The sequence below is a fragment of the Kutzneria sp. NPDC052558 genome, assembly GCF_044547355.1.
Classification (GTDB): Bacteria; Actinomycetota; Actinomycetes; order Mycobacteriales; family Pseudonocardiaceae; genus Kutzneria.
Genome location: NZ_JBIUAG010000026.1, coordinates 101,996 through 126,994, shown reverse-complemented (window position 1 = coordinate 126,994; position 24,999 = coordinate 101,996). Strand labels below are relative to the sequence as shown.

28 protein-coding genes are annotated in these 24,999 nt (G+C 70.0%); 11 read left to right on the top strand and 17 right to left on the bottom strand.

Translation table 11 applies throughout. The features are described from left to right. Positions 1-10: 10 nt before the first annotated feature. The 8 genes from ACIG5F_RS36120 to ACIG5F_RS36085 are packed head-to-tail and all read right to left on the bottom strand — an operon-like array spanning position 11 to position 5,765. Positions 11-964 (bottom strand): ABC transporter substrate-binding protein, encoded by a 954-nt coding sequence (locus ACIG5F_RS36120; protein ID WP_396524477.1) that lies wholly within the window; start codon positions 962-964, stop codon positions 11-13. Continuing rightward, positions 957-1,787 carry an ABC transporter ATP-binding protein gene (locus tag ACIG5F_RS36115; protein WP_396524476.1) on the bottom strand — a complete coding sequence of 277 codons (831 nt, stop codon included), beginning with the start codon at positions 1,785-1,787 and terminating at the stop codon, positions 957-959. Before ACIG5F_RS36115 ends, ACIG5F_RS36120 begins: the two co-directional genes overlap by 8 nt. Beyond that, positions 1,784-2,551, bottom strand: coding sequence for an ABC transporter permease (locus ACIG5F_RS36110; protein WP_396524475.1), 768 nt, complete (start codon positions 2,549-2,551; stop codon positions 1,784-1,786). Before ACIG5F_RS36110 ends, ACIG5F_RS36115 begins: the two co-directional genes overlap by 4 nt. Before the next feature lie 3 nt (positions 2,552-2,554). Then, positions 2,555-3,391, bottom strand: a complete 837-nt coding sequence (locus tag ACIG5F_RS36105) for an ABC transporter permease (protein WP_396524474.1) — start codon at positions 3,389-3,391, stop codon at positions 2,555-2,557. Between the two features lie 34 nt (positions 3,392-3,425). Next, entirely contained in the window at positions 3,426-3,863 is a 438-nt protein-coding gene (locus ACIG5F_RS36100; protein WP_396524473.1) for a heme-binding protein, read from the bottom strand. 7 nt (positions 3,864-3,870) lie between these two features. Further along, positions 3,871-5,139: an amidohydrolase family protein gene (locus ACIG5F_RS36095; protein WP_396524472.1), complete on the bottom strand. Its 1,269-nt coding sequence runs from the start codon at positions 5,137-5,139 to the stop codon at positions 3,871-3,873. Continuing rightward, complete coding sequence (locus tag ACIG5F_RS36090; protein ID WP_396524471.1) at positions 5,132-5,395, bottom strand: hypothetical protein; 264 nt, start codon at positions 5,393-5,395, stop codon at positions 5,132-5,134. The genes ACIG5F_RS36095 and ACIG5F_RS36090 overlap by 8 nt, the downstream gene beginning before the upstream one ends. Further along, a complete protein-coding gene (locus ACIG5F_RS36085) occupies positions 5,379-5,765 on the bottom strand; it encodes a Rieske (2Fe-2S) protein (RefSeq protein ID WP_396524470.1) in 387 nt (128 codons plus the stop codon). Before ACIG5F_RS36085 ends, ACIG5F_RS36090 begins: the two co-directional genes overlap by 17 nt. A gap of 344 nt (positions 5,766-6,109) precedes the next feature. On the opposite strand from ACIG5F_RS36085, the gene ACIG5F_RS36080 reads away from it, so the two are divergent. After that, positions 6,110-6,889: an IclR family transcriptional regulator gene (locus ACIG5F_RS36080; protein WP_396524468.1), complete on the top strand. Its 780-nt coding sequence runs from the start codon at positions 6,110-6,112 to the stop codon at positions 6,887-6,889. Positions 6,890-6,891: 2 nt separating this feature from the next. Here ACIG5F_RS36080 and ACIG5F_RS36075 read toward each other — a convergent pair whose 3' ends face one another. Genes ACIG5F_RS36075 through ACIG5F_RS36065 form a run of 3 tightly spaced genes read right to left on the bottom strand, consistent with a single transcriptional unit; the run spans position 6,892 to position 9,057 of the window. Continuing rightward, a complete protein-coding gene (locus ACIG5F_RS36075) occupies positions 6,892-7,656 on the bottom strand; it encodes an HpcH/HpaI aldolase/citrate lyase family protein (RefSeq protein ID WP_396524467.1) in 765 nt (254 codons plus the stop codon). Between the two features lie 17 nt (positions 7,657-7,673). Continuing rightward, positions 7,674-8,306 carry a 3-oxoacid CoA-transferase subunit B gene (locus ACIG5F_RS36070; RefSeq protein ID WP_396524466.1) on the bottom strand — a complete coding sequence of 211 codons (633 nt, stop codon included), beginning with the start codon at positions 8,304-8,306 and terminating at the stop codon, positions 7,674-7,676. Next, on the bottom strand, positions 8,290-9,057 hold the full coding sequence (locus tag ACIG5F_RS36065; RefSeq protein ID WP_396524465.1) for a CoA transferase subunit A: 768 nt from the start codon (positions 9,055-9,057) through the stop codon (positions 8,290-8,292). Before ACIG5F_RS36065 ends, ACIG5F_RS36070 begins: the two co-directional genes overlap by 17 nt. Positions 9,058-9,239: 182 nt before the next feature. Between ACIG5F_RS36065 and ACIG5F_RS36060 the strand changes: the two genes are divergently transcribed. From ACIG5F_RS36060 to ACIG5F_RS36040, 5 genes are all read left to right on the top strand, one after another. Then, complete coding sequence (locus ACIG5F_RS36060) at positions 9,240-10,124, top strand: DUF6282 family protein (RefSeq protein WP_396524464.1); 885 nt, start codon at positions 9,240-9,242, stop codon at positions 10,122-10,124. A 15-nt stretch (positions 10,125-10,139) separates the two neighbouring features. Then, positions 10,140-11,036: a hypothetical protein gene (locus ACIG5F_RS36055; RefSeq protein ID WP_396524463.1), complete on the top strand. Its 897-nt coding sequence runs from the start codon at positions 10,140-10,142 to the stop codon at positions 11,034-11,036. Further along, the gene (locus tag ACIG5F_RS36050; RefSeq protein WP_396524461.1) at positions 11,033-12,019 is read left to right on the top strand and encodes an Ldh family oxidoreductase; all 987 of its coding nucleotides are present in this window, start codon (positions 11,033-11,035) and stop codon (positions 12,017-12,019) included. The genes ACIG5F_RS36055 and ACIG5F_RS36050 overlap by 4 nt, the downstream gene beginning before the upstream one ends. After that, positions 12,016-12,975: an amidohydrolase family protein gene (locus ACIG5F_RS36045; protein ID WP_396524460.1), complete on the top strand. Its 960-nt coding sequence runs from the start codon at positions 12,016-12,018 to the stop codon at positions 12,973-12,975. Before ACIG5F_RS36050 ends, ACIG5F_RS36045 begins: the two co-directional genes overlap by 4 nt. Before the next feature lie 485 nt (positions 12,976-13,460). After that, positions 13,461-14,618, top strand: a complete 1,158-nt coding sequence (locus ACIG5F_RS36040; RefSeq protein ID WP_396524459.1) for a DUF222 domain-containing protein — start codon at positions 13,461-13,463, stop codon at positions 14,616-14,618. A 4-nt stretch (positions 14,619-14,622) separates the two neighbouring features. Here ACIG5F_RS36040 and ACIG5F_RS36035 read toward each other — a convergent pair whose 3' ends face one another. From ACIG5F_RS36035 to ACIG5F_RS36010, 6 genes are all read right to left on the bottom strand, one after another. Next, a complete protein-coding gene (locus ACIG5F_RS36035; RefSeq protein ID WP_396524458.1) occupies positions 14,623-14,916 on the bottom strand; it encodes a hypothetical protein in 294 nt (97 codons plus the stop codon). Continuing rightward, positions 14,904-15,245, bottom strand: a complete 342-nt coding sequence (locus ACIG5F_RS36030; protein ID WP_396524457.1) for a hypothetical protein — start codon at positions 15,243-15,245, stop codon at positions 14,904-14,906. The genes ACIG5F_RS36035 and ACIG5F_RS36030 overlap by 13 nt, the downstream gene beginning before the upstream one ends. After that, positions 15,242-15,748 carry a carboxymuconolactone decarboxylase family protein gene (locus ACIG5F_RS36025; RefSeq protein ID WP_396524456.1) on the bottom strand — a complete coding sequence of 169 codons (507 nt, stop codon included), beginning with the start codon at positions 15,746-15,748 and terminating at the stop codon, positions 15,242-15,244. Before ACIG5F_RS36025 ends, ACIG5F_RS36030 begins: the two co-directional genes overlap by 4 nt. Positions 15,749-15,759: 11 nt before the next feature. Further along, positions 15,760-17,241, bottom strand: coding sequence for a tannase/feruloyl esterase family alpha/beta hydrolase (locus tag ACIG5F_RS36020; protein WP_396524493.1), 1,482 nt, complete (start codon positions 17,239-17,241; stop codon positions 15,760-15,762). A 74-nt stretch (positions 17,242-17,315) separates the two neighbouring features. Beyond that, positions 17,316-18,776 carry an FAD-dependent monooxygenase gene (locus tag ACIG5F_RS36015; RefSeq protein ID WP_396524455.1) on the bottom strand — a complete coding sequence of 487 codons (1,461 nt, stop codon included), beginning with the start codon at positions 18,774-18,776 and terminating at the stop codon, positions 17,316-17,318. 63 nt (positions 18,777-18,839) lie between these two features. Beyond that, complete coding sequence (locus ACIG5F_RS36010) at positions 18,840-19,460, bottom strand: TetR/AcrR family transcriptional regulator (protein ID WP_396524454.1); 621 nt, start codon at positions 19,458-19,460, stop codon at positions 18,840-18,842. A gap of 80 nt (positions 19,461-19,540) precedes the next feature. Between ACIG5F_RS36010 and ACIG5F_RS36005 the strand changes: the two genes are divergently transcribed. The 5 genes from ACIG5F_RS36005 (at position 19,541) to ACIG5F_RS35985 (ending at position 24,989) form a co-directional block, all read left to right on the top strand. Then, the gene (locus tag ACIG5F_RS36005; RefSeq protein ID WP_396524453.1) at positions 19,541-20,920 is read left to right on the top strand and encodes an MDR family MFS transporter; all 1,380 of its coding nucleotides are present in this window, start codon (positions 19,541-19,543) and stop codon (positions 20,918-20,920) included. Positions 20,921-20,933: 13 nt separating this feature from the next. Beyond that, positions 20,934-21,563, top strand: a complete 630-nt coding sequence (locus ACIG5F_RS36000) for an FMN-dependent NADH-azoreductase (protein ID WP_396524452.1) — start codon at positions 20,934-20,936, stop codon at positions 21,561-21,563. Positions 21,564-21,747: 184 nt separating this feature from the next. Then, a complete protein-coding gene (locus ACIG5F_RS35995; RefSeq protein ID WP_396524451.1) occupies positions 21,748-22,740 on the top strand; it encodes a methyltransferase in 993 nt (330 codons plus the stop codon). Beyond that, a complete protein-coding gene (locus tag ACIG5F_RS35990; RefSeq protein WP_396524450.1) occupies positions 22,737-24,260 on the top strand; it encodes an FAD-dependent monooxygenase in 1,524 nt (507 codons plus the stop codon). Before ACIG5F_RS35995 ends, ACIG5F_RS35990 begins: the two co-directional genes overlap by 4 nt. After that, positions 24,261-24,989 carry an SDR family NAD(P)-dependent oxidoreductase gene (locus ACIG5F_RS35985; protein ID WP_396524449.1) on the top strand — a complete coding sequence of 243 codons (729 nt, stop codon included), beginning with the start codon at positions 24,261-24,263 and terminating at the stop codon, positions 24,987-24,989. It begins immediately after the preceding gene. The last annotated feature ends 10 nt before the right edge of the window (positions 24,990-24,999 follow it).

The following is a 24,999-nucleotide window of genomic DNA, read 5'->3' as shown; positions in this document are numbered from 1 at the left end:
GGAAAACGCGTCAGCTGCCGGCGGGCGGGGCCCAGGTCACGTCGGCCGAGGCGAGCTTGCGGTTGAGGTAGCCCTCGCTCTCGTACAGGCCGAGCAGCTCGTCGATTTTGGCCCGGTCGATGCCGGTCGGCTCGTAGTCGGGCATCGCCGCCATGTCGATCGGCTTGGTGGTGAGCCCGGTCTTCGGGGCGTAGGCGGCGACCTCGGTCAGATGGTCGCGCGCGTAGGTGAGCGCCTCGTGCACGCCCTCGGTGAACCGGCGGGCGATGTCGGGATTCTGGTTGAGGTAGCCGGTGTTGGCCTCGAGCACGGTGGTCGGGATGTTGGCCAGCGTGTACGGCGGGTTGAGGTAGCGGAGCACCTTCACGCCGCCCTTGTCGAGGGCCTGCCGGAGGAACGGCTGGAACAGGCGGCCGGCGTCGGCGGAGTGGCTGGCCACCGTGTCGCCGACCGACCCCAGCGGCACGGCCACGATGCGCGCGCCGGCGTAGTCGCCGTTCATCTTGGCGAAGGCCAGCTGGTCGAGGGGATCGCGCTGGGCTTCCTGCGAGGCGAACACCTTGACCTGGCTCAGATCGGTGGCCTTGCTGTCGGCGGGCACGATGATCGCCGAGTACTGGCTGTTGTCGGCGTGGCTGCGGTTGATCGCGGCGACCATGCGGATCGGCAGGTTCTGCTGCACGGCGCTGACGAACGGCCCGAAGCTGGCCATGGAGAACTGGAGCTGCCCGTTCATCAGCTGCGGCACCACGACCGTGCCCTCGGTGGAGGGCACCAGCTGCACGTCCAGGCCGAGCTTGCGGAACACGTTGCGGGCGATGGCCAGGTAGATCGGCGTGGAGGTGCCGGCGGCGGCGCTCACCCCGACCCGCAGCACGGTCAGTCCTTCGGCAGTGGTGGTCGGTGCACTGCCGCAGGCCGTGACCAGTAAGGCCAAGGCGGCCAGCACGATCGCCTTACGCATTCTCAACCCCCTTGCCACGCACGGCTTGCAGGACACGGGCCCGCAGCGCGACGAACTCCGGCAGCGACTTGGTCGTCAGCTGGTCCCGGTCGGCCGGCAGGCCGACGTCGATGATCTGGCTGACCCCGGTCGGCCGCCCGTCCAACACCGCCACCCGGTCGGACATGTAGACCGACTCGTCGACGTCGTGGGTGACCAGGATCGCCGTCATGGCATAGCGTTGACGCAGTTCGAGGACCAGATCCTCCAGGTCGGACCGGGTTTGCGCGTCGACCGAGGCGAACGGCTCGTCCATCACCAGCACCTCGGGCTCGCACGCGATGGCCCGGGCGATGGCCACACGTTGTTGCATGCCACCGGAAAGCTGCCACGGATAATGGTCGGTGGCGTCGGCAAGGCCGACCGCGGTGAGTGCGGCCATGGCGATGGACCGCCGCTCGGCGCGGCCGATGTCCGGCCGGGCCCGCAGCGGGAGGGTGACGTTGCTCAGCACCTTCAGCCACGGGAACAGCGACCGCCCGTAGTCCTGGAAGATCAGGGCCAGCCGCTTCGGCGGCCCGCTGATCGCCTCCCCGTCGATGAGGATCCGGCCGCCGCTGGGGGTTTCCAGGCCGGAGATGCACTTGAGCAGGGTGGTCTTGCCGGCGCCGGAGTGCCCGACGATGGAGACGAACTCGTTCTCCCCGACGCTCAGGGTGACGTCGCCGAGCACCTGGTGCACGGCGCCGCCCACGGTGTAGTGCTTGGCCAGCCCATCGACGCTGATCTTCGGCCGGCGGCCCGGTCTGGTGGCGCGGTCCAGCACGCCGGCGGTCTCGCTCATGATTGGGCCTTCCTGTGCAGTCCCCGGTGCCAGGCCAGCACCCGGCGTTCGAACAGCTGGAAGAGCTTGGTCAGCGCGAACCCGAGGACGCCGATCAGCAGCAGACCCGACCACATCCCGGTGATGTCGAAGGTCCACTGGGCGTTCTCGATGAAGTAGCCGATGCCCGCGGAGGACACGATGATCTCGGAGATGATCACCAGGATGATGCTCTGGTTGAGCGCCACCCGCATGCCGGCGACGATCTGCGGGCCGGCGCTGGGCAGCACCACCCGCAGCAGCCGGTCACTCGGCCGCAGGTGGTAGCTCAGGCTGGTCTCCCGCGCGACCGGATCCACGCTGCCGACCGCGTCGCTGGTGTTGAGGATGATGGTCCACAGCGCCGAGAACATCACCACCGCGATCTTCATCGGCATGCCCACGCCGAGCAGCACGATCATGATCGGCACGGCCGCGCTGGACGGCAGGGCGCGGAAGAAGTCGAACAGCGGCGTCAGGAACTCGTTGACCCGGGGCAGCAGGCCCAGCGCCACGCCGACGGCGATGCCGACGAAAACCGACGCCGCGTAGCCCAGCGCGATCGCCGACAGCGTGGGCACCACGTCCGAGCCGACCCGGGCGAACAGCCAGGTCTGCTGGAACGAGGCCCAGATCTCCCGCAGCGGCGGGAAGTAGAAGGAGTGGACCCCGAGCTCACCCAGGAACCACCAGCCGGCCAGCAGGGCCACCGGCACCGCGAACTCCAGTGTCCGACGGATCGCCATCGCTCAGGCCTCCCGCCGGTTGCGCTGGCTGGGGTGCCAGAACAGCGCCGCCCGCTCGATCCGCCGGAACACCACGGAGATGGTCATGCCCAGCAGGGCGGCGGCCACGAAGTAGACAAAGGCCGAAGCGGGGTCGGCGCCGTTGGAGCCCCGGAGCAGAATCTGCTCCCCGATGCCCGGAGTGCTGGACAGAACTTCCGCGGCGATGCCGACCATGAGGCCGATCGTTGCCGAGATCCGCAGCCCGGTCGCCACAAACGCCCCCGCACTGGGCAGGTAGAGGAACAGCGCCCGCAGATGTCGGCCGAGGTGGTAGCTGTGGGCGGTTTCCTTGGCCACGTGGTCGACCTCGCGCACGCCGTAGATGGCGTGCATGAGCAGCGGCCAGGTGGCGGCGATCGCCACCAGCACGACCTTCATCGGCAACGTCGCGCCGAGCACGAGCACGGTCAGCGGCAGCAGCACGATCGACGGGATCGCCTGGAGGAACGAGATCGAGATCCGGGTGGCGACGTCCAGCGTGGTCGACAGGCCGATGAGCAGCCCGGCCGGCACCGCGATCACCGCCGCGACCAGCAGCCCCAGCGACCAGCCGGCCAGCGTCGCGCCGACCGACTGCCACAGCTGGGCGGTGGGCAGGTCCTGCGCGGCGGCGGCCAGAAATGCCGGCACGGTGGGGAAGACGTCGTTGTGGATCAGGAGCGCGGCGGCCTGCCAACAGCACAGGGCCAGCAGCACCAAGGTGAATCGGCGCAGGGCACGGCTGCGGGTCCACAGGCCCGGCCGGGTGACGGGTTCGGATGCGGCTGCCAGGTAAGAGGCTTCGTCGGTTCTTATCATGGTGCAGCGCCATTTCTCGATACGGATACCGGGGCTACGTGGTGCCGGTGTCCGCGCGCAGGCCGGCCTTCTCGATGGCCGCCACCGCGCACGCCTCGTCGCGATCGGGTCGGTCGCCGGTGACCCCGACGGCGCCGACGACCCGGCCGTCGCCGTCCCGGATCAGCACGCCGCCGACCGCGGGCACGAACCGCCCGTCGCTGATCTGGCCGAGTGCCGCGAAGAACGGCGGATTGGCCCGCGACCGCTCGCTCAGCACCCGGCCGCCCTGGCCCATGCCCAGGCAGGCCCAGGCCTTGGACATGGCCACCTGGGGCCGCATGATGCCGGATCCGTCGCCGCGTTTGAACGCCGTGAGGTGGCCGCCGGCGTCCAGCACGGCCACGGTCATCGGGCCGCAGCCCAGCTCGGCCGCCGCGGCCAGGGCGGCGTCGACGATGGTGGACGCCTCGGTGAGGGTGAGTGCGCTCATGGCTGCCTCAGCTCAGGGTGGCTTCGGCCTCGACGGCCGGGAAGTGCCGGTCCAGACCGGCTTCCTCGGCCGACTTCGGGGCCCGCTTCTCGGGGGACAGGCCGAACAGGCGGCAGGCGTTGCCGCCCAGGATGCTGCGCTTGGCCTTCTCGCTCAGGAACGGCAGGTCGTAGATCACGCTCGGGGTGTCGAAGTCCCAGTGCGGGTAGTCCGAGGTGTAGATCAGCGTGTTCTCGGCGTCGATCAGGTCGAAGGTGGCTTCCAGCATGTGCGCGTTGGTGCCGGTCTGCTCCATGGGCTGGGTGGAGAAGTGCATGTCCCGCATGTAGTCGCTGGGCAGCTTGGTCAGGCCGGGGCACTCCGAGGTGCGCATCAGGTACTCGTTGTCCAGGCGCTGCATCATGAACGGGATCCAGGCCACGCCCGACTCCAGCCACATGAGTTTGAGGCGGGGGAAGCGCTCGGGGATCGCGTTCACGATCATGTTGGTCAGGTGGATCATGTTGGTGACGGTGAAGCCCAGCGCGTGCGCGGAGATGAACTTGTTGAGCTGGGACAGGCTCTGGTCGTGCCAGTTGTAGCCGGCGTGGAAGGCCAGCGTCTTGCCGGTCTCCTGGATCGCCGCGTAGACCGGCGCGTACTCGTTGGCGTGCACCGGCCGGTAGCGCACGCTGGTGACCATGAAGCCGAGCACGCCCGGGGTGTCGGCGAACTCGTGCACGAACTTCAGGCTCTCGGCCGGATCGTTGAACGGCAGGTACACGAAGGTCTTGACCCGGTCGTCCTGGGGCAGCAGCTGGGTGGTCAGCCACTTCGTGTACGCCCGGGCCAGCGCCACCTCGACCTCGTGCGCCGGGTGCAGGGACAGGTGCAGCATCGGCGTCGGGAACATGACCGTGTAGTCGATGCTCATCATGTCCATCGCCCACAGCATCCGGGCCATGTCCGGGTGGTGGTCCTTGCGCGCCGCCGACTCGGCGGCGTCGGAGATCTGGTGGCCGCTGCGCAGGATCCGTCCGGCCACCTCCTGGTTGCCGATCTGGGACGAGGTGATCGTCGCGCCGCGGCCGGCCCGCCGGGTCATGGACAGCACCCAGTCCCGGATCTGGTCGTCCTCGATGAACGGCAGGATCTCGCCCCAGCGGCGGTCCTCGTAGTGGTGCGAGTCCACGTCCACGATGGGGAAGTCGTGGTAGGCCCGCTCGTCGGCCTGGCGGCGGGCGTTGGCCAGCAGGTTCTGGATCTGGACGTGGCCGCGGTCGTAGAGCTCACGCATTCGGGCCCCCGAGGTGGTGGTCGGTGGGGGCGTAGCCGCCCCAGCTCTGCCAGAGGGCGAGCTCGAAGACTTCCAGGTTGACCGCCGACAGCAGGGCGCTGGCCGCGCGGACCGCGTCGGTGGCGGTGATGTTGTGTCCATTGTGGAGGATCGGCCCGGCCGCGCCGTCGTCGGTCAGCCGGCTGTAGGCCGCGACGGCCCGTTCCATCAGCCGCTGGACCTCGGCCAGGGACACCTGCTCAGTCGGCGATGACATAGACCTGACCCTCCTCGATCTCGACCGGGTAGTCGCGCAGCCGCCGTCGCCGGTCGCCGCAGAACTCGCCGGTGCGCAGGTCGTACTCCCAGCCGTGCCAGGGACAGACCAGGTGCGGCTCGGACTCGTCGTGCATCTCCCCGGTGATCCGGCCGTCGGGCGTGGTGATCGCCCGCAGCCGGGGGAAGTAGCGGCCCTCGCAGACCGGGCCGCCCTGGTGCAGGCAGTTGTTGTCGTAGGCCCGGAACTCGTCGTCGACGCGGAACACGCCGATGACCCGGGCGCCGTGCCGGACCAGCCGGCGGTCGCCGTCGGCGAACTCGCCGACGGCGCCGACGAGGATTCGGGTGGTGGTGTGGGGCCGTGCCATGGGCTCGCCTTTCGACGCTGACCGGACGGATCCCGGCGGCGCCGGGCGCGGTCGCGGGCGAAAGGCCTGCGCTGATCGGCACCCTCGCCGCTCGTGTGTCGCTGAGCAGACTGCGCGTTCATCTGACGACCTGTCAAGGCCTCGAACCCGTGACTGTCGATAGCGTCAGGAAGTCCTATTCCGCTTCGAAATACGCTATAATAGCTGGTTGGAGGCCTTGCTCTGACCGTCTGGTGGTCGGCCGGGGCAAGGCCGCCCCGATCCCCGGATGTCGTTGAACGAACATAATGTTCGTATGATGAATCGCGAGTAGGATGGTCGCATCCGGGAGAGAGGTCGGCACAGTGAGCATCAGGAGCGAGTCCGCCGAGGTCGCCGAGGTCGGCGCGGGCACCGACATCCGGGCGGTCAACCGGGTCGCGCAGATCCTCGGGCTGTTCCGGCCGACGCAGCCGAAGCTGACCCCGGCCGCGGTCGCGGCCCAGCTGTCGCTGAACCGCACCACGGCCTACCGCTACTGCATGTCGCTGGCCGCCGCGAACCTGTTGGAGCGCACGGAGAGCGGCGAGTTCACGCCGGGCGCGATCCTGCTGGAGCTGGGCGCGTTCGCGCTGAGCCGGCGGGACGTGCTGGCGATCGCGCCCCGGCACATGAAGACCCTGTCCGCCTCGACCGGGGCCACCGCGGTGCTGAGCCTGTGGGGCACCACCGGCCCGGTGGTGTCGGCGGTCGAGGAGGAGACGCAGCGGGACGTGATCGTGACGGTCCGGGTCGGCACGCACCTGTCCATCGAGACCGCCCAGGCCAGCGTTTTCCTTGCCTACCACCCCGATCAGCTCTACCTCGACCGATTGCAGGCCAACCTGCCCGACCGCGACCGGGAGCGGCTGGCCGCCCGTGCGGCGGCCACCCGGGAGGCCGGGCACGCCGCGCACATCAACCCCCGGGGCATCGCCATTCTCGCCGCCCCGATCTTCGACGCGCACGGGCTGTGCGCGGCCCTGGCCGTGATGTCCACCCGTGAGGTGCTGTCGACCGAGCCGACCTCCAGCGAGCTGCGGGCCCTGCTCGGCGCGGCCGCCGAGATCACCGCGGAACTGGGCGGCGCGGCGCCGTCGGCCTGACCTCAGCCCGGGGCCCGGGTCTCGGCGACGAGTCCGGTGGCGGTCTCGGCCAGCATGGACAAGTCGTTGCCCGCCACCACGAAGTCGAAGCCGCGATCGTAGGCCCGGCGGGCGGCCTGGGGATTGCTGCCGACGGCCCAACCGATCGGCGCGTCCAGGGCGTGCGCGGCATCGCGGGCCTTCTCGCACAGGGCAGCGAGTTCCAGGCTGCCGGCGGCCAGGCCGGTCTCCAGCGCCAGGTCGGCCGCGCCCACGAACGCCCCGTCGATCCCCGGCACGGCAAGGATTTCCGACACGTTGTCGATCGCAAGGGCGCTTTCCAGCTGGGCGATGCACAGCACGTCCTCGTTGCCCACGCGCAGATACTCCGCCCGGGGGAGCAGGCCCCACCGTGCGGCCCGGCTGGTGCCGCCCGAGCCGCGGGCGCCCGTGGGCGGAAACCGGGTGGCGGCCGCGACCTTTCGGGCCTGCTCGACCGTGTCGACGTGGGGCGCGAGAATGCCGGCGGCCCCGGCGTCGAGCACCCGCTGGATCGTCGACCCGCCGTGGTCGGGCACGCGGACCAGGGGAGCGATGTCGTTGGCCAGCGCGGTGACGATCTGGGTGTAGACGTCCGGCAGGGACAGCGGCGCGTGCTCCATGTCGATGACCACGAAGTCGAAGCCGGCGTAGGCCATGATCTCGACCGACTCCAGCGCGCCGAGCTTGACCCAGGTGCCCAGTTTGCCCGTCTCCGGCGTGCCGTTCCGGCGCAGGTTCAACCGCATCGGGGATCCTCTCTGTCTCATGTGGACACAACGGTGGCGCCGGTGGCGCGCCGGATCTCGTCCACCGTCACCCCGGGCGCGGTCTCGACCAGCCGGAACCGGTCGCCGGCCGGGTCGAGCACACCGAGCTCGGTGATCACGCGATGGACCACGCCCGGCGCGGTCAACGGCAGCGTGCAGCGGTCGAGCAGCTTGGGCGCGCCGTGCTTGTCGGTGTGCGTGCACAGGACCACGACCCGGGCCGCGCCGGCGGCGAGGTCCATCGCGCCGCCCATGCCCCGGACGAGCGCGCCCGGCACCGTCCAGTTGGCCAGGTCGCCGTTGCCGGCCACCTGCATGGCGCCGAGCACGGCGACGTCGATCCGGCCCGAGCGGATCATCGCGAACGACGTGGCCGAGTCGAAGCAGGCGGCCCCGGCGGTGGCGGTGATCGTCTCCTTGCCCGCGTTGACCAGGTCCGGATCCTCCTGTCCGGGCAGCGGGTACGGCCCGACGCCGAGGATCCCGTTTTCGCTGTGCAGCACGGTTTCGCGCGCGGGCGGGAGGAAACCGGCCACCAGCGTCGGCAAGCCGATGCCCAGGTTCACGTAGCCGCGCGAGGGGAGCTCTGCGACTGCGCGCCGGGCGATGTCCTCACGCGTCCACGGCATCGCCCACCGCCCTGGTGACCACCGCTTCGAACGGCTTGTCCGGCCGGGTGGTCGAGACGACGCGATGCACGTACGCGGCAGGGGTGTGCACGGCGTCGGGATCCAGCTCGTCCAGCATGCGCTCGACCTCGGCGATGGTCACGGCGGCGCACATCGCCGCGCAGGGATTGAAGTTCCGGGCGGTCAGCCGATACGCGAGGTTGCCGGCGCGGTCGCCTTGGTGGGCATGCACGAGGCCGAAGTCGGCCTTGATGGCGTACTCCAGGACGTGCGGGCGACCGTCGATGGTCCGGACCTCCTTGGGCGCGGTGACCTCCACCGGCACGCCGTCCGGCCCGTAGCGGCGGGGAAGTCCACCGTCGGCCACCGGTGTGCCGGCCCCGGTCGGGGTGTAGAAGGCGCCGATTCCGGCGCCGCCAGCGCGCATGCGTTCGGCCAGAGTGCCTTGGGGGACAAGGTCTATCTCGACGCTGCCGGCGAGGACCTGGCGGGCGAACTCGCGGTTGCGGCCGATGTAGGAGCAGGTGACCTTGCGCAGGCGGCCGGCCTCCAGCAGCCGGCCCAGCCCGAGACCGTCGATCCCGCAGTTGTTGGCCACCACGTGCAGGTCGCGGGAACCGTTGTCCAGCAACGCGTCCAGCAGTTCCAGCGGCGTGCCGCAGATGCCGAACCCGCCGACGGCCAGCACGGCCCCGTCGGGGATGTCCGCGACTGCGTCGGCGGCGCTGCGCGAGTAGTCGTGAGTCGGCATGACGTTCATCCTATGAACTGAGAGTTCACGATACGCATCGGCAGGTCAGCATACGCGCGGAGATTTCCCGGCAACAGGGGGCAGAGTCTACCGCTTTCGACAGGTAACGATGCCTTGACAGGTCGTCTGGTGAACATCCAGTCTGCTCTGTGATACGTCACTGCACGCAAGGGGGCGTTCAGATGCCGGAACACGACGTGGTGGCCGTGCTCGACGGCCTCGTCGACCTGCACTGCCACTCCGGGCCGAATCCGTTTCCCCGCGAGTTCGACCACGTGGAGGGCGCGCGCGACGGGTCCCGGCTCAACATGGCGGCGATGCTGGTGAAGTCCCACCACCACAACACCGTGATGGACCTGCTGTCGATGAAGGACCAACTGGCCGACGTGAAGACCAGGGTGTTCGGCGGTATCGCGCTCAACTCCCAGGTCGGCGGGCTCAACCCGTACGCGGTGGCGATGAGCCTGCGGATGGGCGGCCGGGCCGTGTGGTTCCCGACCTTCTCCTCCCGGCGGCACGTCGAGGCCCACCCGGAGGGCGGCGGGTTCCCGACCGCCAGCTTCGACCTGCCCTCGGGCATCGTCGAGGTCCGGGGCGAGGACGGCAGGCTGCGCGACGAGGTGCACGAGATCCTCGACCTGATCGTGGAGAACGATGTGCTGCTGTCGGCCGGGCACATGGCCCCGGACGAGATCGAGGACGTGTTCACGCTCGGCCGGGCCCGCGGCGTGCGGCGGTTCGTGATCAGCCACCCCAACTTCGTCATCGACGCCGACCCGGCCCGCTGCCGCACGTTCGTCGAGCTCGGAGCGTTCGTGGAGCACGAGGTCGGCCAGTACGACCCGTACGGCAACAAGAAATGGGACCCGGCGCTGCTGCTGGAGTGGATCCGGGCGATCGGGCCCGAGCACACCGTGCTGGCCTCCGACCTGGGGCAGCTCGGCCGGCCGATGCCGGTCGACGCGTTCACCCGGGTCGGGGCGCTGCTGCTGGAGCTCGGGCTGCCCGAGGCCGACCTGCGCCAGATGACGGTGACCAACCCGTCGTTCCTCATCGGCCTGGACTGACTACCGGAGGAAGCCGTGTACGACGCGAAGGACCCCCGTTCCACCCTGCCCACTTCTCAGGTCTCCGGCAGCTCTGAGGCGATCGCCGAGCCCGAGGTGTTCGACTTCTCCGTGCTGGTCCCGGACGAGGAGAGCGGTCTGGGCTCCCAGTCGTGGATCGTGCGGTCGCAGAACACGATCCTGGCCTACACCACGGCTCTGGCCGGCGACGTCTTCCGCACCGAGCAGGAGGAGGAGTACGTCGTCGTCCTGCCGCACGACACGTCGGTGGTCGAGGTCGAGGCCGGCGGCAAGAGCGAACGGGTCGCGGGCAAGGCAGTGGTGATCGTGCCACCCGGGCGCAGCTGCGTGTCGACGCCGGCCGACACCGACTTCGTGCGGCTGTTCCCGCCGACGGCCGGCATCGCCGCCCGCGCCCGCAACGCCCGGTCCTATGTGGATCCCCATCCGCGGGTGACGCTGCTGGAGAACTGGCCCGAGCCCCCGGATGGCTACCGGCTGCGGGTCTACCGCGGCATCGCCGACATCGAACGGGATCCCGCGCGGTTCGGGCGGCTCTTCCGCAACCGGGCCACGATGGTGAACTTCCTCTACCACTACGACGGGCCGCGGGACACCACCGCCCTGTCGCCGCACGACCACCCGGACTTCGAGCAGATCTCGCTGGCCGTGGAGGGAGAGTTCATCCACCACCTGCGCACGCCGATGGGCAAGGACAAGGCGTCGTGGCGGCCGGACCAGCACGTGCTGGTCGGATCGCCGTCGGTGGTGGTGATCCCGCCGCCGGTCCTGCACACCAGCGAGGCCTGCGGCCTGCGCCGCAACCAGCTGCTGGACATCTTCTCCCCGCCCCGCAAGGATTTCTCGGACAAGGGTTGGGTCATCAACGCCGCCGAGTACCCCCAACCGTGAGGGTGCACTTCGCCGAGCTGCGAGACCACTGCGCCGGATTGCTGGCGGGGGCCGGGATTTCGGCTCCGGCCGCGCACACGGCGGCAGGGCTGGTGCTCGACGCCGACCTTCGGGGGCTGCGGTCCCATGGGGTGGCGATGCTACCGTCCTATTTGGACGGATTGAAGGCGGGTGGCATTTCGTGCTTGGTCGAGCCTTCGGTGGTGGCCGACACGGGTGCGTTGGTGATTCTGGACGGGCGGAACGGGCTCGGGCATCTCACCAGCGCTTATGCGGTCAAGCAGGCGGCCATCCGCGCGCGTCGGACCGGGATCGCCGCCGTCGGCGTGCGGAATGCCGGGCATTTCGGGGCTGCCAGCACGTGGTCGGTCCGGTTGGCCGAGGCCGGGCTGGTGGGGATCGTGCTGGCCAACAGCACTCCGGTCATGGCCGCGCCCGGTGGGTGTCGGGCGGTTGTCGGCACCAACCCCATTTCAATTGCCGCCGCCGACTCGACCGGTCGTGCCGTTGTCGCCGATCTCGCCTCGAGCGTCGGGTCCGTGGCCAAGATCCGCTCCGCGTTGCGGGACGGCGCTGCGGTGCCCGATGGGTGGGCGCTCGATGATTCCGGGGTGGAGACAACGGATCCGGCTCGCGCGTTGGCCGGCACCCTGATGCCTATCGGCGGCGCCAAGGGATTCGCCCTCGCGTTGATGATCGACGTTCTGACCGGCGTGCTGACGGGTGGCGGTTTCGGGTCCGACGTCAGCAGCTTCGTTCGACGCCCCGCTGCGCCGAACAACTGTGCCCACCTGTTCATCGCGGTGGCGTCCACCGTCGCGGCGGGTGTCGACGCCTTGATCGAGCAGGTCGTGGCGTCGGGCGAGGATGTTCGGGCGCCCGGCCAGTGGCGTTCGGACCTGGCGGCCGCGCAGCGCCGGACGGGGCTGGAGGTCAGCGAGGATGTGTTGAGGAGGCTGGGTTTTGCCGGGGAGGTGTGGTGAGCGTGCTCGACCTGCACAGCCATGTGGTGCCGGCGGCGACGCCGTTCTCCGCACGGCTGCGGAAATCCGACGCGCGATGGGCCCGGCTGGAGCCCGGCGGCGAGGTGATCGTGTCGGGGCGGTTGTTCCGGCGGGTGCGGCAGGTGGCGTGGGACCTGGCCGAGCGGCGAGAACAGTTGACCAAGGCTGGGGTCTCGGGCCAACTGTTGTCGGCGATGCCGGAGCTGTTCGCGTTGTGGGCCCCGCCGCCGGACGCGCTGGAATACGTACGCGCGTTCAATGTCTGGTTGGCGGCGACGGTCGCCAACCACGGCGGGTTCTTCGTGGGCTTGGGGCTGGTGCCGGCGCAGGAGCCGGTGGTGGCGGCCGCCGTGTTGTCCGAGGTCGCCGAACTGGGACTGGCCGGGGTCGAGATCCCGGCCGTGCCCATGGAAAGTCCACAGTGGATAGACTTCTTCGCCGAGGCCGAACGGTTGCGGCTGCTGGTGTTCGTGCACGCCGTCGGCGGCGCGGAGATCGCGTCGTTCAGCGATCCAGGCCTGGCCAACGGGGTACTGTTCCCCAACAGCATCGGCCGAGCGATCGGCGGCTTGATCGCCAACGGCGTGCTGGCCCGGTTCCCCCGGCTCCAGGTTTTGGCCAGTCACGGGGGAGGATCCCTGGTGACGATGCTGCCGCGGATGGAATACTTCCGCGAGCGGTCCTCGGCGGCGCAGGAGTTGTTGGCTGAGTCCGTTTCCGACTATGCGCGCCGGGTGTGGTTCGATCCGCTGGTGTTCGACGCCGGGTTGCTCCAGGCGCTGGCCGCGGTGGTCGGGGAGGATCGGATCGTGTTGGGGACGGACTATCCGTTCATGGAGCGGCCGCTCGCATTTCTCGATCAGGTCCCGGAGTCTCTGGCGGCGGCTGTTCGGCAGGAGAACGGGGCGCGGCTGCTGGCGGGATTGCGGCAGTAGGGCGCCGGGCTGTCGCTGCTGCTGCTGTTCTTTGCTGGGGCAGGTCTTCTCTCTCTCGGGCACTACTGCTCTGGCCCGCCAAGGGTGGCTGTCGCGGGTCGGGTGGGGGGTGGGGGCCGTGGCGCGGCGTGAGGTGGGTGGGTGGGTGGTGTGGTTTACAGAGGGCTTGGGACGTGGGAGGGGTCTGGCTTTTGTGGTGTGGTTGCCGTTTGAGGGGGGTGGGTGGGGTTCGTCGGGTGGGTTGTCGCGGATTGGGTGGGTGGATGGGGTCCGTGGCGCGGTGTGAGGTGGGTGGGTGGTGTGGTTTACAGAGGGCTTGGGACGTGGGAGGGGTCTGGCTTTCGTGGTGTGCTTGCCGTTTGGCAGGGTGGGCGAGTTTTTGGGGATGGAAAGCGCTTTCCTGAAGGGTTCTTCAGGTGGGGAACGAAGAGGTAACCGTTGGCTGGCAAAGGGAATTGGGTGGTGAATTGTGGTAAGATGAGGGTATGTCAGTGAACCTGGATATGCCGGTCGACGCCGAATGGTGGCGACTGGGTGACGGGGCGCTGGGCGAGATCGGTGTGCTGATCGAGGAGCGACGCAAGAACGACTACCTGCGGGAGATCGCGGTGGTGCGGGAACAATGGAACCGCACCAGCCGGACCAAGGATGACCGCAAGGCGCTGGTCGCGTCGCTGACCGTGGCGTGGAAGATCACTCGGGGCGAGGCCCGGGACCTAGTGCGGTTCGCCGAACTGTTCGGGCGCGACGCGGTTCGGGACGTGGCGAATGTGGCGGTGCTGAGCAAGCAGCACCTGAACATCATCGACACCACTCTGAGCGCGGCGCCGGAGGCGGATCGCGACGATGTCGAGGCGGCGTTGGTGGAGAACGCGCCGCAGTTCGACACCGTGGACTTCAGCGACATCGCCAAGCGGATCCTGCTGCTGCTTGACCAGGACGGCAAAGCCCCCGACGACCCGGAGTTGGCCCGGCCCACGCGGGAGCTCTACATCACCCGCCGACCCGACGGGTCCTTCGACATCCGGGGCCACCTGGACCTGGAGACCGGGGCGATGCTGGAAGCGGCCATCGCGTCGAAGTCCAAGCCCACCTCGGCCAACGACACCCGCACCACCCCTCAGCGCCAAGGCGACGCCTTCGCCGAGATCGTCGACATCGCCCTGGGCAGCGACCAACTGCCCGACGAGGGTGGCGAGAAGCCGCACCTGAACCTGACGATGTCCTTCAAGGACTTCCAGGAGCAGAAGGGCACCGCCAATGTGGAGAACCTGGGGCCGCTCAACGCCGCCTCGGTACGACGGATCGCGTGCGACAGCAAGATCCTGCGGGTGGTGCTGGGGGCCAAGTCCGAAGTCCTGGACATCGGGCGAACATCACGGACAATCCCCAACGCGATACGGAAAGCGCTGATCATCCGAGACGGCGGGTGCGCGTTCCCGGGATGTGGAAGGAAACCCCGGCAATGCCAGGCGCATCACGTGGTCCACTGGGCTGACGGGGGGCCGACCAGCCTGGACAATCTGGTGTTGCTGTGCAGCGCCTGTCACAGGCTGATTCATCATAGCGGGTGGGAGGTGAAGATCAGCAACGGGCTGCCGGAGTTCACGGTTGGGGGCGACGGACGTGGGGCTTCCGCTTGAAGAGCTACGTCGTGACGGCCCTGTGGAAGGCGAACAGCCGGCGTTCGCGGCGGGTCACGTGCTGCATCACGGCGGCCCGCCGGTCGGTGGTTGTGGCCTCGCGGTACTCCAGGGTGGTGAACAGGGTGAGGTCGGAGATCTCGTGCAGGGCCAGCAAAGCGGGGCCGGCGCCGGAAGTGAGGCGGTAGCGGCGGGTGCGGAACCAGCCGGGAATGCGGTGCAGGAGAGGGATGTGCTCGGTGCGATACCAGTCGTCCAGCGCACCTTCGTCAGTGGTGGTCAGGCCTACCGACACCACGATGGAAGGGGCTGGGGTTGGGTGCCCTGGTCGTCGACCAGGTCGTAGACGCGGCGGTCGAGGGTGGCGAGGCGGTCAACGATGGCCTGCTCTCGGGGGCTGCGATGGCGGAGACGTTGGTAGGCGGGGCTTGTCAAGGCTGCGGTGTCCAGCTCGTAGTAGGCGAGCCACGGAGGGCGGTCGCCGTCGATGGCGCGGTAGCGGTAGCCGGCGCGGATGCCGGGCACCTGGAGACGGGCGGGGGCGTGGTCGTTGTCGTACCAGTCATGGAACTCCGGTTCGGGGACCGGGCCGGGATCGGCCAGCACATACAGCAGACCCTCGCTCATGGCTTGCCGATCTCCAAGGCCACCAGGAACCGCGACACCATGTTGTAGGCGGCCACGGTGCCCGTGAGCTCGACGATCTGCTGGTCGGTGAAGTGGGAGCCGAGCGCCGCGAAAACCTCGGACGAGACGGTGACCTGCTCGGTCATCGCGTCGGCGTACGCCAGGGCGGCCCGTTGCCGATCGTCCAGTTCGGACAGGTCGCCGCCCCGGCGCAGGGCCGCCAGCTGGCCAACGGACACTCCGGCCTTGCGGGCCGCCGGCTCGTGGGCCTGCCACTCGTAGTCGGCGCCGTTCAGCTCGGCGATACGTAGCACGACCAGCTCCCGCACATCCGGCGGCAGCGTCGAAGATCCCCGCACCGCGCCCAGCAGGCTGTTCCAGCCGTCGGCGAATGCCGGGCTGTGCAACAACATGTCGTCCAGCGGCGTCAGGTCACCGCCGCGCCGCTGACGGATGCGGTCCGCGACTTCGCCCTCGCCGTTCGCCGGCTCGATCCTGGCCACCGGTCCATTATCTACCGCCCGTAGTGGCCGACATAGTCATAGTTGCTGTTCAATCCCTGAGCATTCGTCACGGGCTTGAGGGCGTCGGTGGGCGGCACGGTGACGGTGGTGCCGCCGATGCCGGCCGGGACAGAGCCGGGGGCGGCGCCGTGTTCGACCCAGGCCAGCAACGGGGTCATGAAGTCGACGGCCGTGTACGAGGAGCCGTCGGGGGCGAACAGGCAGTGATAGGTGGACGGAAGCATGTAGAGGCGGGAGAAGGCGGAGCTGGCGGTGATGCGCTCCACGGCGGCGTAATAGTCCAATGTGGAGAAAGGCGGAATCGACTGGTCGGCCCAGCCGTGCCACAGGATGAGCTTGCCGCCATGGGCCTGGAAGGCCCGAAGGTCGGGGTCGTTGGCGTTGTAGGTGCTGCGTCCGACCCGGTCGAGGGCCGCGAACTCGGCGTCGGTGAAGGGGATGTCGGCGAGCGTGAAGGTGGCCGGCGGGCTCGGGGAGAAGGCCATGTGCTTGAAGTAGTCGAGGGCGATGGTGGCGGCGAGTGTGTCGCCGGGGGCGGCGGCGTCGGCGGCGGGTTGGACCATCTCGCCGAGCCAGGCCAGTTCGGATCCGTACGGTTCGCCGCCGTTGAAGAGGTTGCGGCCGTGTTCGTCGGTGGGGCCGCGATAGAACGCCCGCACGGCGGTGATTTGGGCGTCGGTGAGGCAGTTGGCGGTGGCGGCGCCGGTGGGGCAGCGTAGGGATGCGGGGTCGAAACCGCACTGGCGAGGGTCGCCGCCGCACTGGGCGGTCACGGCCTGGTGCAGGGCCGGGAGCTTCTCGGCGGTGAGGATCTGGTGGCCGTTGCGGTCGGTGTTGCTACGGGCCAGCCACGCCTGGAACAGGGCCAGCGGAGCCTCGTTGCCGGCCGGCGCACCGGCGATGATGCCGTCGAAATCGGCGGGGTAGCGCTGGGCCTCGACCAGGGCCTCGCGGCCGCCGGTGGAACAGCCGTCGTAGTAGGAATAGGTTGGCGGGCGGCCGTAGTAGCGGGTGATCAGGACCTTGGCGGTGACGGCCAGGCTGTGCTCCGAGGTGCGGCCGAAGACCTGGCGGGCCGCCGGATCCGTGGCCCAGTCCGGATCCGAGGAGCTGTGCCCCTCGTCGTCGGCGGCCACGACCAGCGACCCGTCCCATTCCTGTTGGCAGGACAGGCCGGAGATGGTCAGGGGCGGGCTCATCGCCGGCACCGCGCCGCAGAACCCGCTGCACCCCTCCTGTAGGTAGCGCCCCTGCCAGCCGGTGACCGGAAGCTTGACCTCGAAGTGCTCCTGCGGCGCGATGACGCCCTGCACGTCGCAATAGTCCTTGTGCAGCACCGAATCCGTCACGACCTGGGCCGAGGTCACGGGGGCATGCCCGGCCAGCGAACCACAATCCACCACGGCCGCATGGGCCTGTGCGGGCGCTACCGGCACGAGGGCGGCCAGCAGCGCTACGGCGAGCAGTGTCATTCTCACGCCCGCCAGCCTGGGCCGTGACCGCCCGCCGCCACATCAACCGGTTGACGGATGCCGGGCTCGGTCGATCAGCTCGCCATGGCCGGTCGTGGCACGCCGAACCAGGCCTGCAACGCGGCTTCCAGGTCGCCGTCGATCCAGGCCACATAGCCGTCGGGGCGGACCAGCAGAGCCTCGGGGCGGCCGGGCTCGGCGGCGGTGGCGGTGACGACGCGGACCCGGCCGCCGGCGGCGTCGAGCAGCTCCGGGGTCCGGCGGCCGCCGGTGAGGTCGAGCAGGAAGCCTTGGCCGGCGTGCAAAAGGCGCATCGCCCCGACCTCGGCGCCGTCGACGAGCAGGGGCCAGTCGGGCAGGCGGGTGCCCAGCAGGGAATGCTCGCCGCCGCCGGGCATGGGGTAGCGCACGTCCAGGCCGGTGATCATCTCGGAGATGAACTTGTTGACCTCGCGGAAGGCCAGCAGCTCGGCGAACAGGTCGCGCAGCGGGTCGACGGAGGGGCTGGGGTTCATCAGGGCCAGCTGGGCCTGGGTGTTGTGGCAGACCCGCTTGGCCACGGGGTGCCGCTCGGCGTGGTAAGTGTCCAACAAGGACGGTGACGCCTCGCCGCGGATGACGGCGGCCAGCTTCCACCCGAGGTTGACGGCGTCCTGCACACCGGTGTTGAGGCCCTGGCCGCCAGCCGGGAAGTGCACGTGGGCGGCGTCGCCGGCCAGGAACACCCGCCCGGAGCGGTAGTTCGCCGCCTGCCGGGTGGCGTTGCCGAACCGGGACAGCCAGTACGTCTCGCCGACCTCGATGTCCAGGCCGGTGACCCGACGGGTGGTGTCGATCAGCTCCTGCAAGGTCACCGGATCGTCGCGATGGGCCGTGGGCGGCACGAACTCGGCGGCGACGATGCGGTAGCGGTCGCCGCCCAGCGGCACGGTGCCGAACACGCCGCCGGAGCAGCGGCTCAGGTGTGGGCCGGTGGGCGTCTGATCGAGCTGCACGTCGCCGAGCACGGCGTTGAGGGTGGAGGAGTTGCCGGGGAACTCGATGCCGGCGAGCTTGCGGACCCGGCTGCTGCCGCCGTCGCAGCCGACCACGTAGTCGGCGGCGAGCTCGTACTCGCCGGCGGGACCGGCGACGGTCAGCCGCACGCCGCCGGAATCCTGGTCCAGGCCAAGCAACTCGTGCCCACGGCGAAGATCAGAGCCGAGCTCGACGGCCCGCTCCTCCAGCAGCGCCTCGGTTCGCGACTGGGGCACCATCAGGGCGTAGGTGTGCCGGCCGTCGAGCTGATCCAGTTCGAGCAGCCGCATGCCGGCGAAGTGCCCCTTGGGCCACACCGGCGCGCCCTCGCTGAACCGGTCGAGCAGGCCCCGCTGGTCGAGCACCTCGACGGTCCGCGAGTGCAGGCCCAGGGCCCGGGACTGGCCGGTGGCCTGGGAAAGGCGTTCCAGCACGATCGGCCGCACCCCGGCCAGGCCCAGTTCACAGGCCAGCATCAGGCCGACGGGACCGGCCCCCACCACGACGACTGTGCGCATGCCTCTAACCGTCGTCCAGCGACCTGATTCCCGTCAAAGCGGGGTGACCTGGGCTTTCAGTGTTCAGTCAGCGGCCTTGTAGGCCCTGAGGAACACCTGCACCCCGCTGGTCACGATCTCCTCGACCCGACGGGCCGGCACGTCGACCGCGCCGAACAGGGACATGGTCTGCACCTCGCCGATCAGCAGGGAGGTGAGCTGGTTGGCGGCGCGCTCGGGGTCGGGCACGGCCAGCACGCCCCGGGCGGCCAGCCGGGTGAGGTGGGCGGTGAGCTTGGGCTGGGCCAGCCCGGGGCCGGCGTTCTGCCACGCGGCCAGCAGCTGGGGGTAGCGGGTGGCCTCGCCGACGATCAGCCGCCGCAGCGCGGCCAGGTCCTCGCGGGCCAGCAGCGCCGTCCACTCCCGGCCCAGTCGCACCAGCCCGGCGGCGAGGTCGGCCTCGTCCAGCAGGATCTCGTCCAGCACGGCCAGGAACTGCTCGGCGACCGGCAGCAGCATGGCGTCGATCACCGAGAGGAACAGGTTCTCCTTGTCCCGGTAGTAGTTGTAGATCGTCTGCTTGGACACGCCGGCCTCGGCCGCGATCACGTCCACACTCGCGCCCACGAAGCCTTCGCGGACGAACACCTGGGCCGCCGCCCGCACCACGGACTGCCGCTTGGCCGGCAAGGTCTCGACTGACATGTGCACCAGTGTCCCCTTGTTCAGTTTGGACTCACTAGTCTATGGTTATTGGACTAGACCGTCTAGTCCATGGAGTGGGTATGGTCAGCACACCGACCGCACCCCGGCGGCTCGACCCGGCCCTGCTCAAGCTGGCCGGCGTCGTCGTGCTCGGGGCGCTGATGTCCTCCCTGGACACCACTGTGGTCAACGTCGGCGTGGACACGCTGGCGCAGCAGCTGCACGCGTCGCTGCCGGCGGTGCAGTGGGTGAGCACCAGCTACCTGCTCGCGCTGGCGGTGGTGATCCCGCTGTCCGGCTGGGCGGTGGACCGGTGGGGCGCCAAGCGGGTCTGGATGGGGGCGCTGACCCTGTTCCTGATCGGCTCGGCGTTATGCGGCCTGGCCACGAACATCGGCGAGTTGATAACGTTCAGGGCGTTACAAGGCCTGGGCGGCGGCCTGCTGATGCCCGTGCTCCAGACGATCCTGGCCCGCGCGGCCGGCCCGCAGCTGATCGGCCGGCTGATGAGCGTGGTCACGCTGCCGGTGATGCTCTCCCCGGTCTTCGGCCCGGTGCTGGCCGGCTTCCTGATCGACACGCTGGGCTGGCAGTGGATCTTCTACGTCAACGTGCCGATCGGCCTGGTCGCCCTGGCGCTGGCGGCGCTGCGGCTGCCGGCCGGCGAGCCCAAGGCGGGGGAGCGGCTGGACTGGGTCAGCATGGCGCTGCTCTCGCCCGGCCTGGCCGCCCTGGTCTACGGGCTGATCGTGGTCGGCGACGGCGGCGACCCGCTCGGCCTGGCCTGGCTGGCCGGCGGCCTGGTGCTGACCGGCCTGTTCTGCCGGCACGTGCTGACCACCAAACACAAGCCCCTGCTGGACCTTCGCCTGTTCGGCACGCGCGGCTTCTCCGTCTCGGCCGTCGGCACCTTCCTGCTGGGCGCGGGCCTGTTCGGCGCGATGTTCGTGATCCCGCTCTACTACCAGCTCGGCCAGGGGCAGACCGCGTTGCAGGCCGGCCTGATGCTGCTGCCCCAAGGCGTCGGCGTCGCCCTGGTCTCACCCTTCACCGGCCGGCTCACCGACCGGTTCGGCGTGCGGGGCGTGGTCGCTGTCGGCGTGCTCGCCATCGTCGCCGGCACGGTCCCGTTCACGTTGCTCGGCGCACATCCGAACACCGCGCTGCTCGTCGGTTCCCTGGTGGTGCGCGGCCTCGGCCTCGGGGCCACCATGATGCCGACCATGGCCGCCGCGTATCTGGTGGTGGGCAAGGAAAGCGTGCCCCGCGCGGCCACGCTGCTGACCATCTGCCAACGCGTCGGCGGCTCGCTGGCCACCGCGATCCTGGCCGTGGTGCTGCACATCCGCCTCGCCGCCGCCCCCGCCCCGGTGGCGTTCAGCCAGACCTTCCTGTGCGCCTTGGTGATCGCCCTGTTCGCCCTGGCGCCGGCCCTGATGCTTCCCCGCAGAACCTCGTAAGGAGACAACACCCGTGGCACACCTTCTGCACATCGACACCTCCTCCCGGCAGGAGGGGTCGGTCAGCCGCGAGCTGACGCGTGCCTTCGCCGACGCGTGGACCGCGGCCCATCCCGACGGCACCGTGACCTACCGGGACCTGGCGGTCAACCCGGTGCCCTACCCGGACATGCCCGACCTGGGCACCTCCACGCTGCCGGCCGGCCAGCGCCCCGAGCACCTGGCCGACAGCTTCGCGATCACCGACACGCTGATCGAGGAGCTGGAGGCGGCCGACACCTACGTCATCGGCGCGCCGATGTACAACTTCATGGTCTCGGCCAGCCTCAAGGCGTGGGTGGACCGGATCGTGCTGCCCGGCCGCACCTTCGACACCGAGACCCGCGCGGGCAAGCTGGTCGACAAGGACGTCACGATCATCACCTCCCGCGGCGGCTCCTACGCCCCGGGCACGCCGCGGGCCGGCTTCGACTTCCAGGAGCCGTGGCTGCGCGCCGCGCTGGGCCAGGTCGGCCTGAACGACATCCGCTTCATCCACGCCGAGATGACGCTGGCCAAGGTCATGCCCAAACTGGCCCAGTTCATCCCGCTGGCCGAGGAGAGCTACGACAAGGCGCTGGCCACCATTCAGTCCCTTTTCTGAGCAAATATCCGATTCGTCCCCCTAATCGAAGCGCCCTCACCCCTCACCCCGGGCGCTTCCCGGGTTCCCGCCCGGCCCCCGTCGGGCGGGAACCCGGCCTTGTCTTCAGAGGTCCCTCAGGTGTCTTTGAGCGCCGATCCGCACCCTCGATCCGGTAAACGGGAACGAGGGCAAGGGGCGCCTGATGGGCAACACCGACACGGCTGCGATCGTCCGCCTCACGATGGCGTACACGCAGTCGAAGATCCTGCACAGCGCGGTCGAGGTCGGCCTGTTCGAGCTGCTGGCCGAGGGACCGGCCACCGCCACCGAGATCCGTGACCGGCTGGATCTGCACCCCCGGCTGCTGCGTGACTTCCTCAACGCGCTGGTGGCGCTCGGCCTGCTGGAACGCGAGGACGGGCACTTCCGCAACTCGCCGGCCGCGGCCGAGGTGCTGGTGCCGGGCGGGCCGGTCTACCTCGGCGCGCGGATCAGGACCGCGAGCCAGCGGCACTACGCGATGTGGGGCCGGCTGAGCGAGGCGCTGCGCGACGGCAAGCCGACCGGGCACACCGCGTTCGACAAGCTCTACGAGAACCCGGCTGCCGCCAAGAACTTCCTCGTGCACATGGACGCCAACAACGCGGTCGTCGCGCCGCAGCTGGCCGAGGTCGTGGACTGGTCGCGGTACACCAGCTTCGTCGACGTGGGCGGCGCGCGCGGCAACGTGGCGGCGCGGCTGGTGCTCGCGCATCCGCACCTGCGCGGCGGGGTGATGGAGCTGCCGGGCATCGAGCCGCTGTTCCACGAGCTGATGGCCGAACTGGACGTGACCGGGAAGGTCGACTTCCACGCCGGCGACTTCTTCGCCGACCCGATGCCCGAGACCGACGTGATCGTCTTCGGGCACGTGCTGCACGACTGGGACACCGCCGGCTGCCAGCAGCTGCTGGAACGGGCCTACGCGGCGATCCGGCCCGGCGGCGCGGTCGTGGTGTACGACCAGATGCTCGACGAGCAGTCGCCGGACCTGCGCAGCCTGATCGGCAGCATCAACGTCGCGCTGATCACCGAGGGCGGCGGCGAGTACACCGTGGCCGAGGGCCGCGCGATGGTGGAGAAGGCCGGCTTCACGTTCCAGGCCGCGACGAAGTTGGCCGAGGGCAACGACACCGTGCTGGTGGCCACCCGATGACGCTGGACGTGCTGCTGGTCGGCGCGGGGCCGGTCGGCCTGGTCGTCGCCCACGAGCTGGCCCGGCGCGGCGTGCGGGTGCGGCTGGTCGACGCGGCCAAGGGGCCGGCCGTGACCAGCCGCGCGCTGGCCACCCACCCGCGCTCCCTTGAGGTCTACGACCAGATGGGCGTGCTGGCCGACCTGTTGCCGAGGGGCCGGCAGGTCACGCATTTCACCCTGCACAGCGGGCGGCACGAGGCGCGGATGGACGCCGACTACTCACGGCTGCCCACGCGGTTCCCGTTCACGCTGATGATCGACCAGATGATCGCCGAGGAGGTGCTGCGCACCGCCGCGGCCCGGCACGGCGTCGAGGTCGAGTGGGAGACGCGGCTGGAGACGTTCAACGACGAGGGCGACCAGGTGCGGGCGCTGCTGCGCCACGCCGACGGCCGCGCCGAGGAAGTCGTCGTGCCGTGGCTGGTCGGCACCGACGGCGGCCACAGCACCGTGCGCAAGCGCCTGGGCCTGCCGCTGATCGGCGACTCCTCGGAGACCTGGCTGATCGCCGACGCCCAGGTGGACACCGACCTGCCGCAGAACAGCATCCACTGGGTGCGCACCCCGACCGGCACGGTGATGCTGGTTCCCTTCCCGGACGAGGGAAAGTGGCGGCTGCTGGACACCGCCGACGCCAGCTACGACGGCGACGACGACGCGGTCGGCCGCCGGTTCCAGGACAAGATCCGGGTCGGCGTCGGCCAGGATGTGACCGTGCGCCGGCCCAGCTGGGTCTCGGTGTTCACCATCCAGCAGCGGATGATCCCGGCCATGCGCAAGGGCCGCTGCTTCGTGGCCGGCGACGCCGCGCACGTGCACAGCCCGGCCTCGGGGCAGGGGCTGAACACTGGCGTCCAGGACGGCTACAACCTGGCCTGGAAGCTGGCCATGGTCGTGCAGGGGCACGCCGGTGTGTCCCTTGTGGACAGCTACTCGGCCGAGCGGGTCCCGGTGGGGCGCAAGCTGTTGGGCTCGACCAAGACCGCCACCGGGCTGGTGACGCTGAAGAGCATCGGCGTGCTGATCGGCATCACCGTCCTGCGTACGGTGGCGCCGCTGCGGCACAGGATCGAGCGCAAGATCATGGGCGGCATGTCGGCCCTCGGTCTGTCGTATGTGGACAGTCCACTCACGACTTCCGGGGACGGCGAGCGGCTGCTGAAGGTGGACGCCGACGGCGTGCGCAGCCCCGGCTGGGCCGCGCTCGTCGAGGAAGCCCGGGACCCGCGCTGGACCCTGCTGGTGTTCTCGCCGTCCGACGACGCCGTTCGGTTGCTGGACAAGGAACACGGGGCCTGGCTGTCGGTGCGGTCCGTGCTGCGGTCGCCGTCGACCGCGGTGAACCCGCTGCCGGACGACGACGGCCGGCTGCACGCCGATTTCGGGGCGGGGCCGGGAAGTTGGGTGCTGGTGCGCCCGGACGGATATGTGTCGGCCACCGGCAGCGGCGCTGTCGTGCTACCGGAACTGGGGCTCTAGATGGACTACGCACTGGCAGGCAAGATCGCCCTGGTCACCGGGGCGAGCGGCGGGATCGGCGGCAGCACCGCCCGGGCCTACGCGCGCGAGGGCGCGACGGTCGCCGTGGCCTACCGCGACAACGTTGACGCGGCCAAGCAGCTGGCCGAGGAGCTGGGCGGCTTCCCGGTGCACTACCTCTTGGAGGAGCCGGAATCCGCCTTCGGCGAGGTGGCCGACCGCTGCGGCGGCGTCGACGTGCTCGTGACCAGCGCGGTGAAGCCCGGCGCCAAGCGCGGGCCCGGGACGCCGTTCGAGTCGCTGCCGGCCGACGCCTACGCGGGTTTCCTCGACGACAACCTCACCGGGACCCTGCGCACGGTCCAGCTGGCGCTGCCGAGTATGCGGCAGCGGGGCTGGGGGCGGATCGTGCTGGTCTCCTCCCGTGTGGTCGACGGCGGCAAGCCGGGGCGGGAGATCTACGGCGCGGCCAAGGCCGGCCTGCACGGGTTCGCCAGCTCGCTGAGCTGGGACGTCGGCCGGGACGGAGTCCTGGTGAACGTCGTGTGCCCGGGCATGGTCGAGGGCACCGCGGGCCTGCCGCCGGACGCGGTGGCCGGCGAATGCGCGCGCACGCCGACCGGTCGGCTGAGCACCGCCGAGGACGTCGCCGAGGCCGTCCTCTGGCTCGGATCGGGCGCCAATCGCAATGTGACCGGGCAGGCACTCACCGTTGCCGGTGGTCGTTGAACGGCGGTTG

Excerpts from the sequence above, each read along its gene's own strand:
- ACIG5F_RS36120 (WP_396524477.1), bottom strand. The coding sequence starts at position 964 with ATGCGTAAGGCGATCGTGCTGGCCGCCTTGGCCTTACTGGTCACGGCC.
- ACIG5F_RS36115 (WP_396524476.1), bottom strand. The coding sequence starts at position 1,787 with ATGAGCGAGACCGCCGGCGTGCTGGACCGCGCCACCAGACCGGGCCGC.
- ACIG5F_RS36110 (WP_396524475.1), bottom strand. The coding sequence starts at position 2,551 with ATGGCGATCCGTCGGACACTGGAGTTCGCGGTGCCGGTGGCCCTGCTG.
- ACIG5F_RS36105 (WP_396524474.1), bottom strand. The coding sequence starts at position 3,391 with ATGATAAGAACCGACGAAGCCTCTTACCTGGCAGCCGCATCCGAACCC.
- ACIG5F_RS36100 (WP_396524473.1), bottom strand. The coding sequence starts at position 3,863 with ATGAGCGCACTCACCCTCACCGAGGCGTCCACCATCGTCGACGCCGCC.
- ACIG5F_RS36095 (WP_396524472.1), bottom strand. The coding sequence starts at position 5,139 with ATGCGTGAGCTCTACGACCGCGGCCACGTCCAGATCCAGAACCTGCTG.
- ACIG5F_RS36090 (WP_396524471.1), bottom strand. The coding sequence starts at position 5,395 with ATGTCATCGCCGACTGAGCAGGTGTCCCTGGCCGAGGTCCAGCGGCTG.
- ACIG5F_RS36085 (WP_396524470.1), bottom strand. The coding sequence starts at position 5,765 with ATGGCACGGCCCCACACCACCACCCGAATCCTCGTCGGCGCCGTCGGC.
- ACIG5F_RS36075 (WP_396524467.1), bottom strand. The coding sequence starts at position 7,656 with ATGCGGTTGAACCTGCGCCGGAACGGCACGCCGGAGACGGGCAAACTG.
- ACIG5F_RS36070 (WP_396524466.1), bottom strand. The coding sequence starts at position 8,306 with ATGCCGTGGACGCGTGAGGACATCGCCCGGCGCGCAGTCGCAGAGCTC.
- ACIG5F_RS36065 (WP_396524465.1), bottom strand. The coding sequence starts at position 9,057 with ATGCCGACTCACGACTACTCGCGCAGCGCCGCCGACGCAGTCGCGGAC.
- ACIG5F_RS36060 (WP_396524464.1), top strand. The coding sequence starts at position 9,240 with ATGCCGGAACACGACGTGGTGGCCGTGCTCGACGGCCTCGTCGACCTG.
- ACIG5F_RS36040 (WP_396524459.1), top strand. The coding sequence starts at position 13,461 with ATGTCAGTGAACCTGGATATGCCGGTCGACGCCGAATGGTGGCGACTG.
- ACIG5F_RS36030 (WP_396524457.1), bottom strand. The coding sequence starts at position 15,245 with ATGAGCGAGGGTCTGCTGTATGTGCTGGCCGATCCCGGCCCGGTCCCC.
- ACIG5F_RS36020 (WP_396524493.1), bottom strand. The coding sequence starts at position 17,241 with ATGACACTGCTCGCCGTAGCGCTGCTGGCCGCCCTCGTGCCGGTAGCG.
- ACIG5F_RS36015 (WP_396524455.1), bottom strand. The coding sequence starts at position 18,776 with ATGCGCACAGTCGTCGTGGTGGGGGCCGGTCCCGTCGGCCTGATGCTG.
- ACIG5F_RS36010 (WP_396524454.1), bottom strand. The coding sequence starts at position 19,460 with ATGTCAGTCGAGACCTTGCCGGCCAAGCGGCAGTCCGTGGTGCGGGCG.
- ACIG5F_RS36005 (WP_396524453.1), top strand. The coding sequence starts at position 19,541 with ATGGTCAGCACACCGACCGCACCCCGGCGGCTCGACCCGGCCCTGCTC.
- ACIG5F_RS35995 (WP_396524451.1), top strand. The coding sequence starts at position 21,748 with ATGGGCAACACCGACACGGCTGCGATCGTCCGCCTCACGATGGCGTAC.
- ACIG5F_RS35990 (WP_396524450.1), top strand. The coding sequence starts at position 22,737 with ATGACGCTGGACGTGCTGCTGGTCGGCGCGGGGCCGGTCGGCCTGGTC.
- ACIG5F_RS35985 (WP_396524449.1), top strand. The coding sequence starts at position 24,261 with ATGGACTACGCACTGGCAGGCAAGATCGCCCTGGTCACCGGGGCGAGC.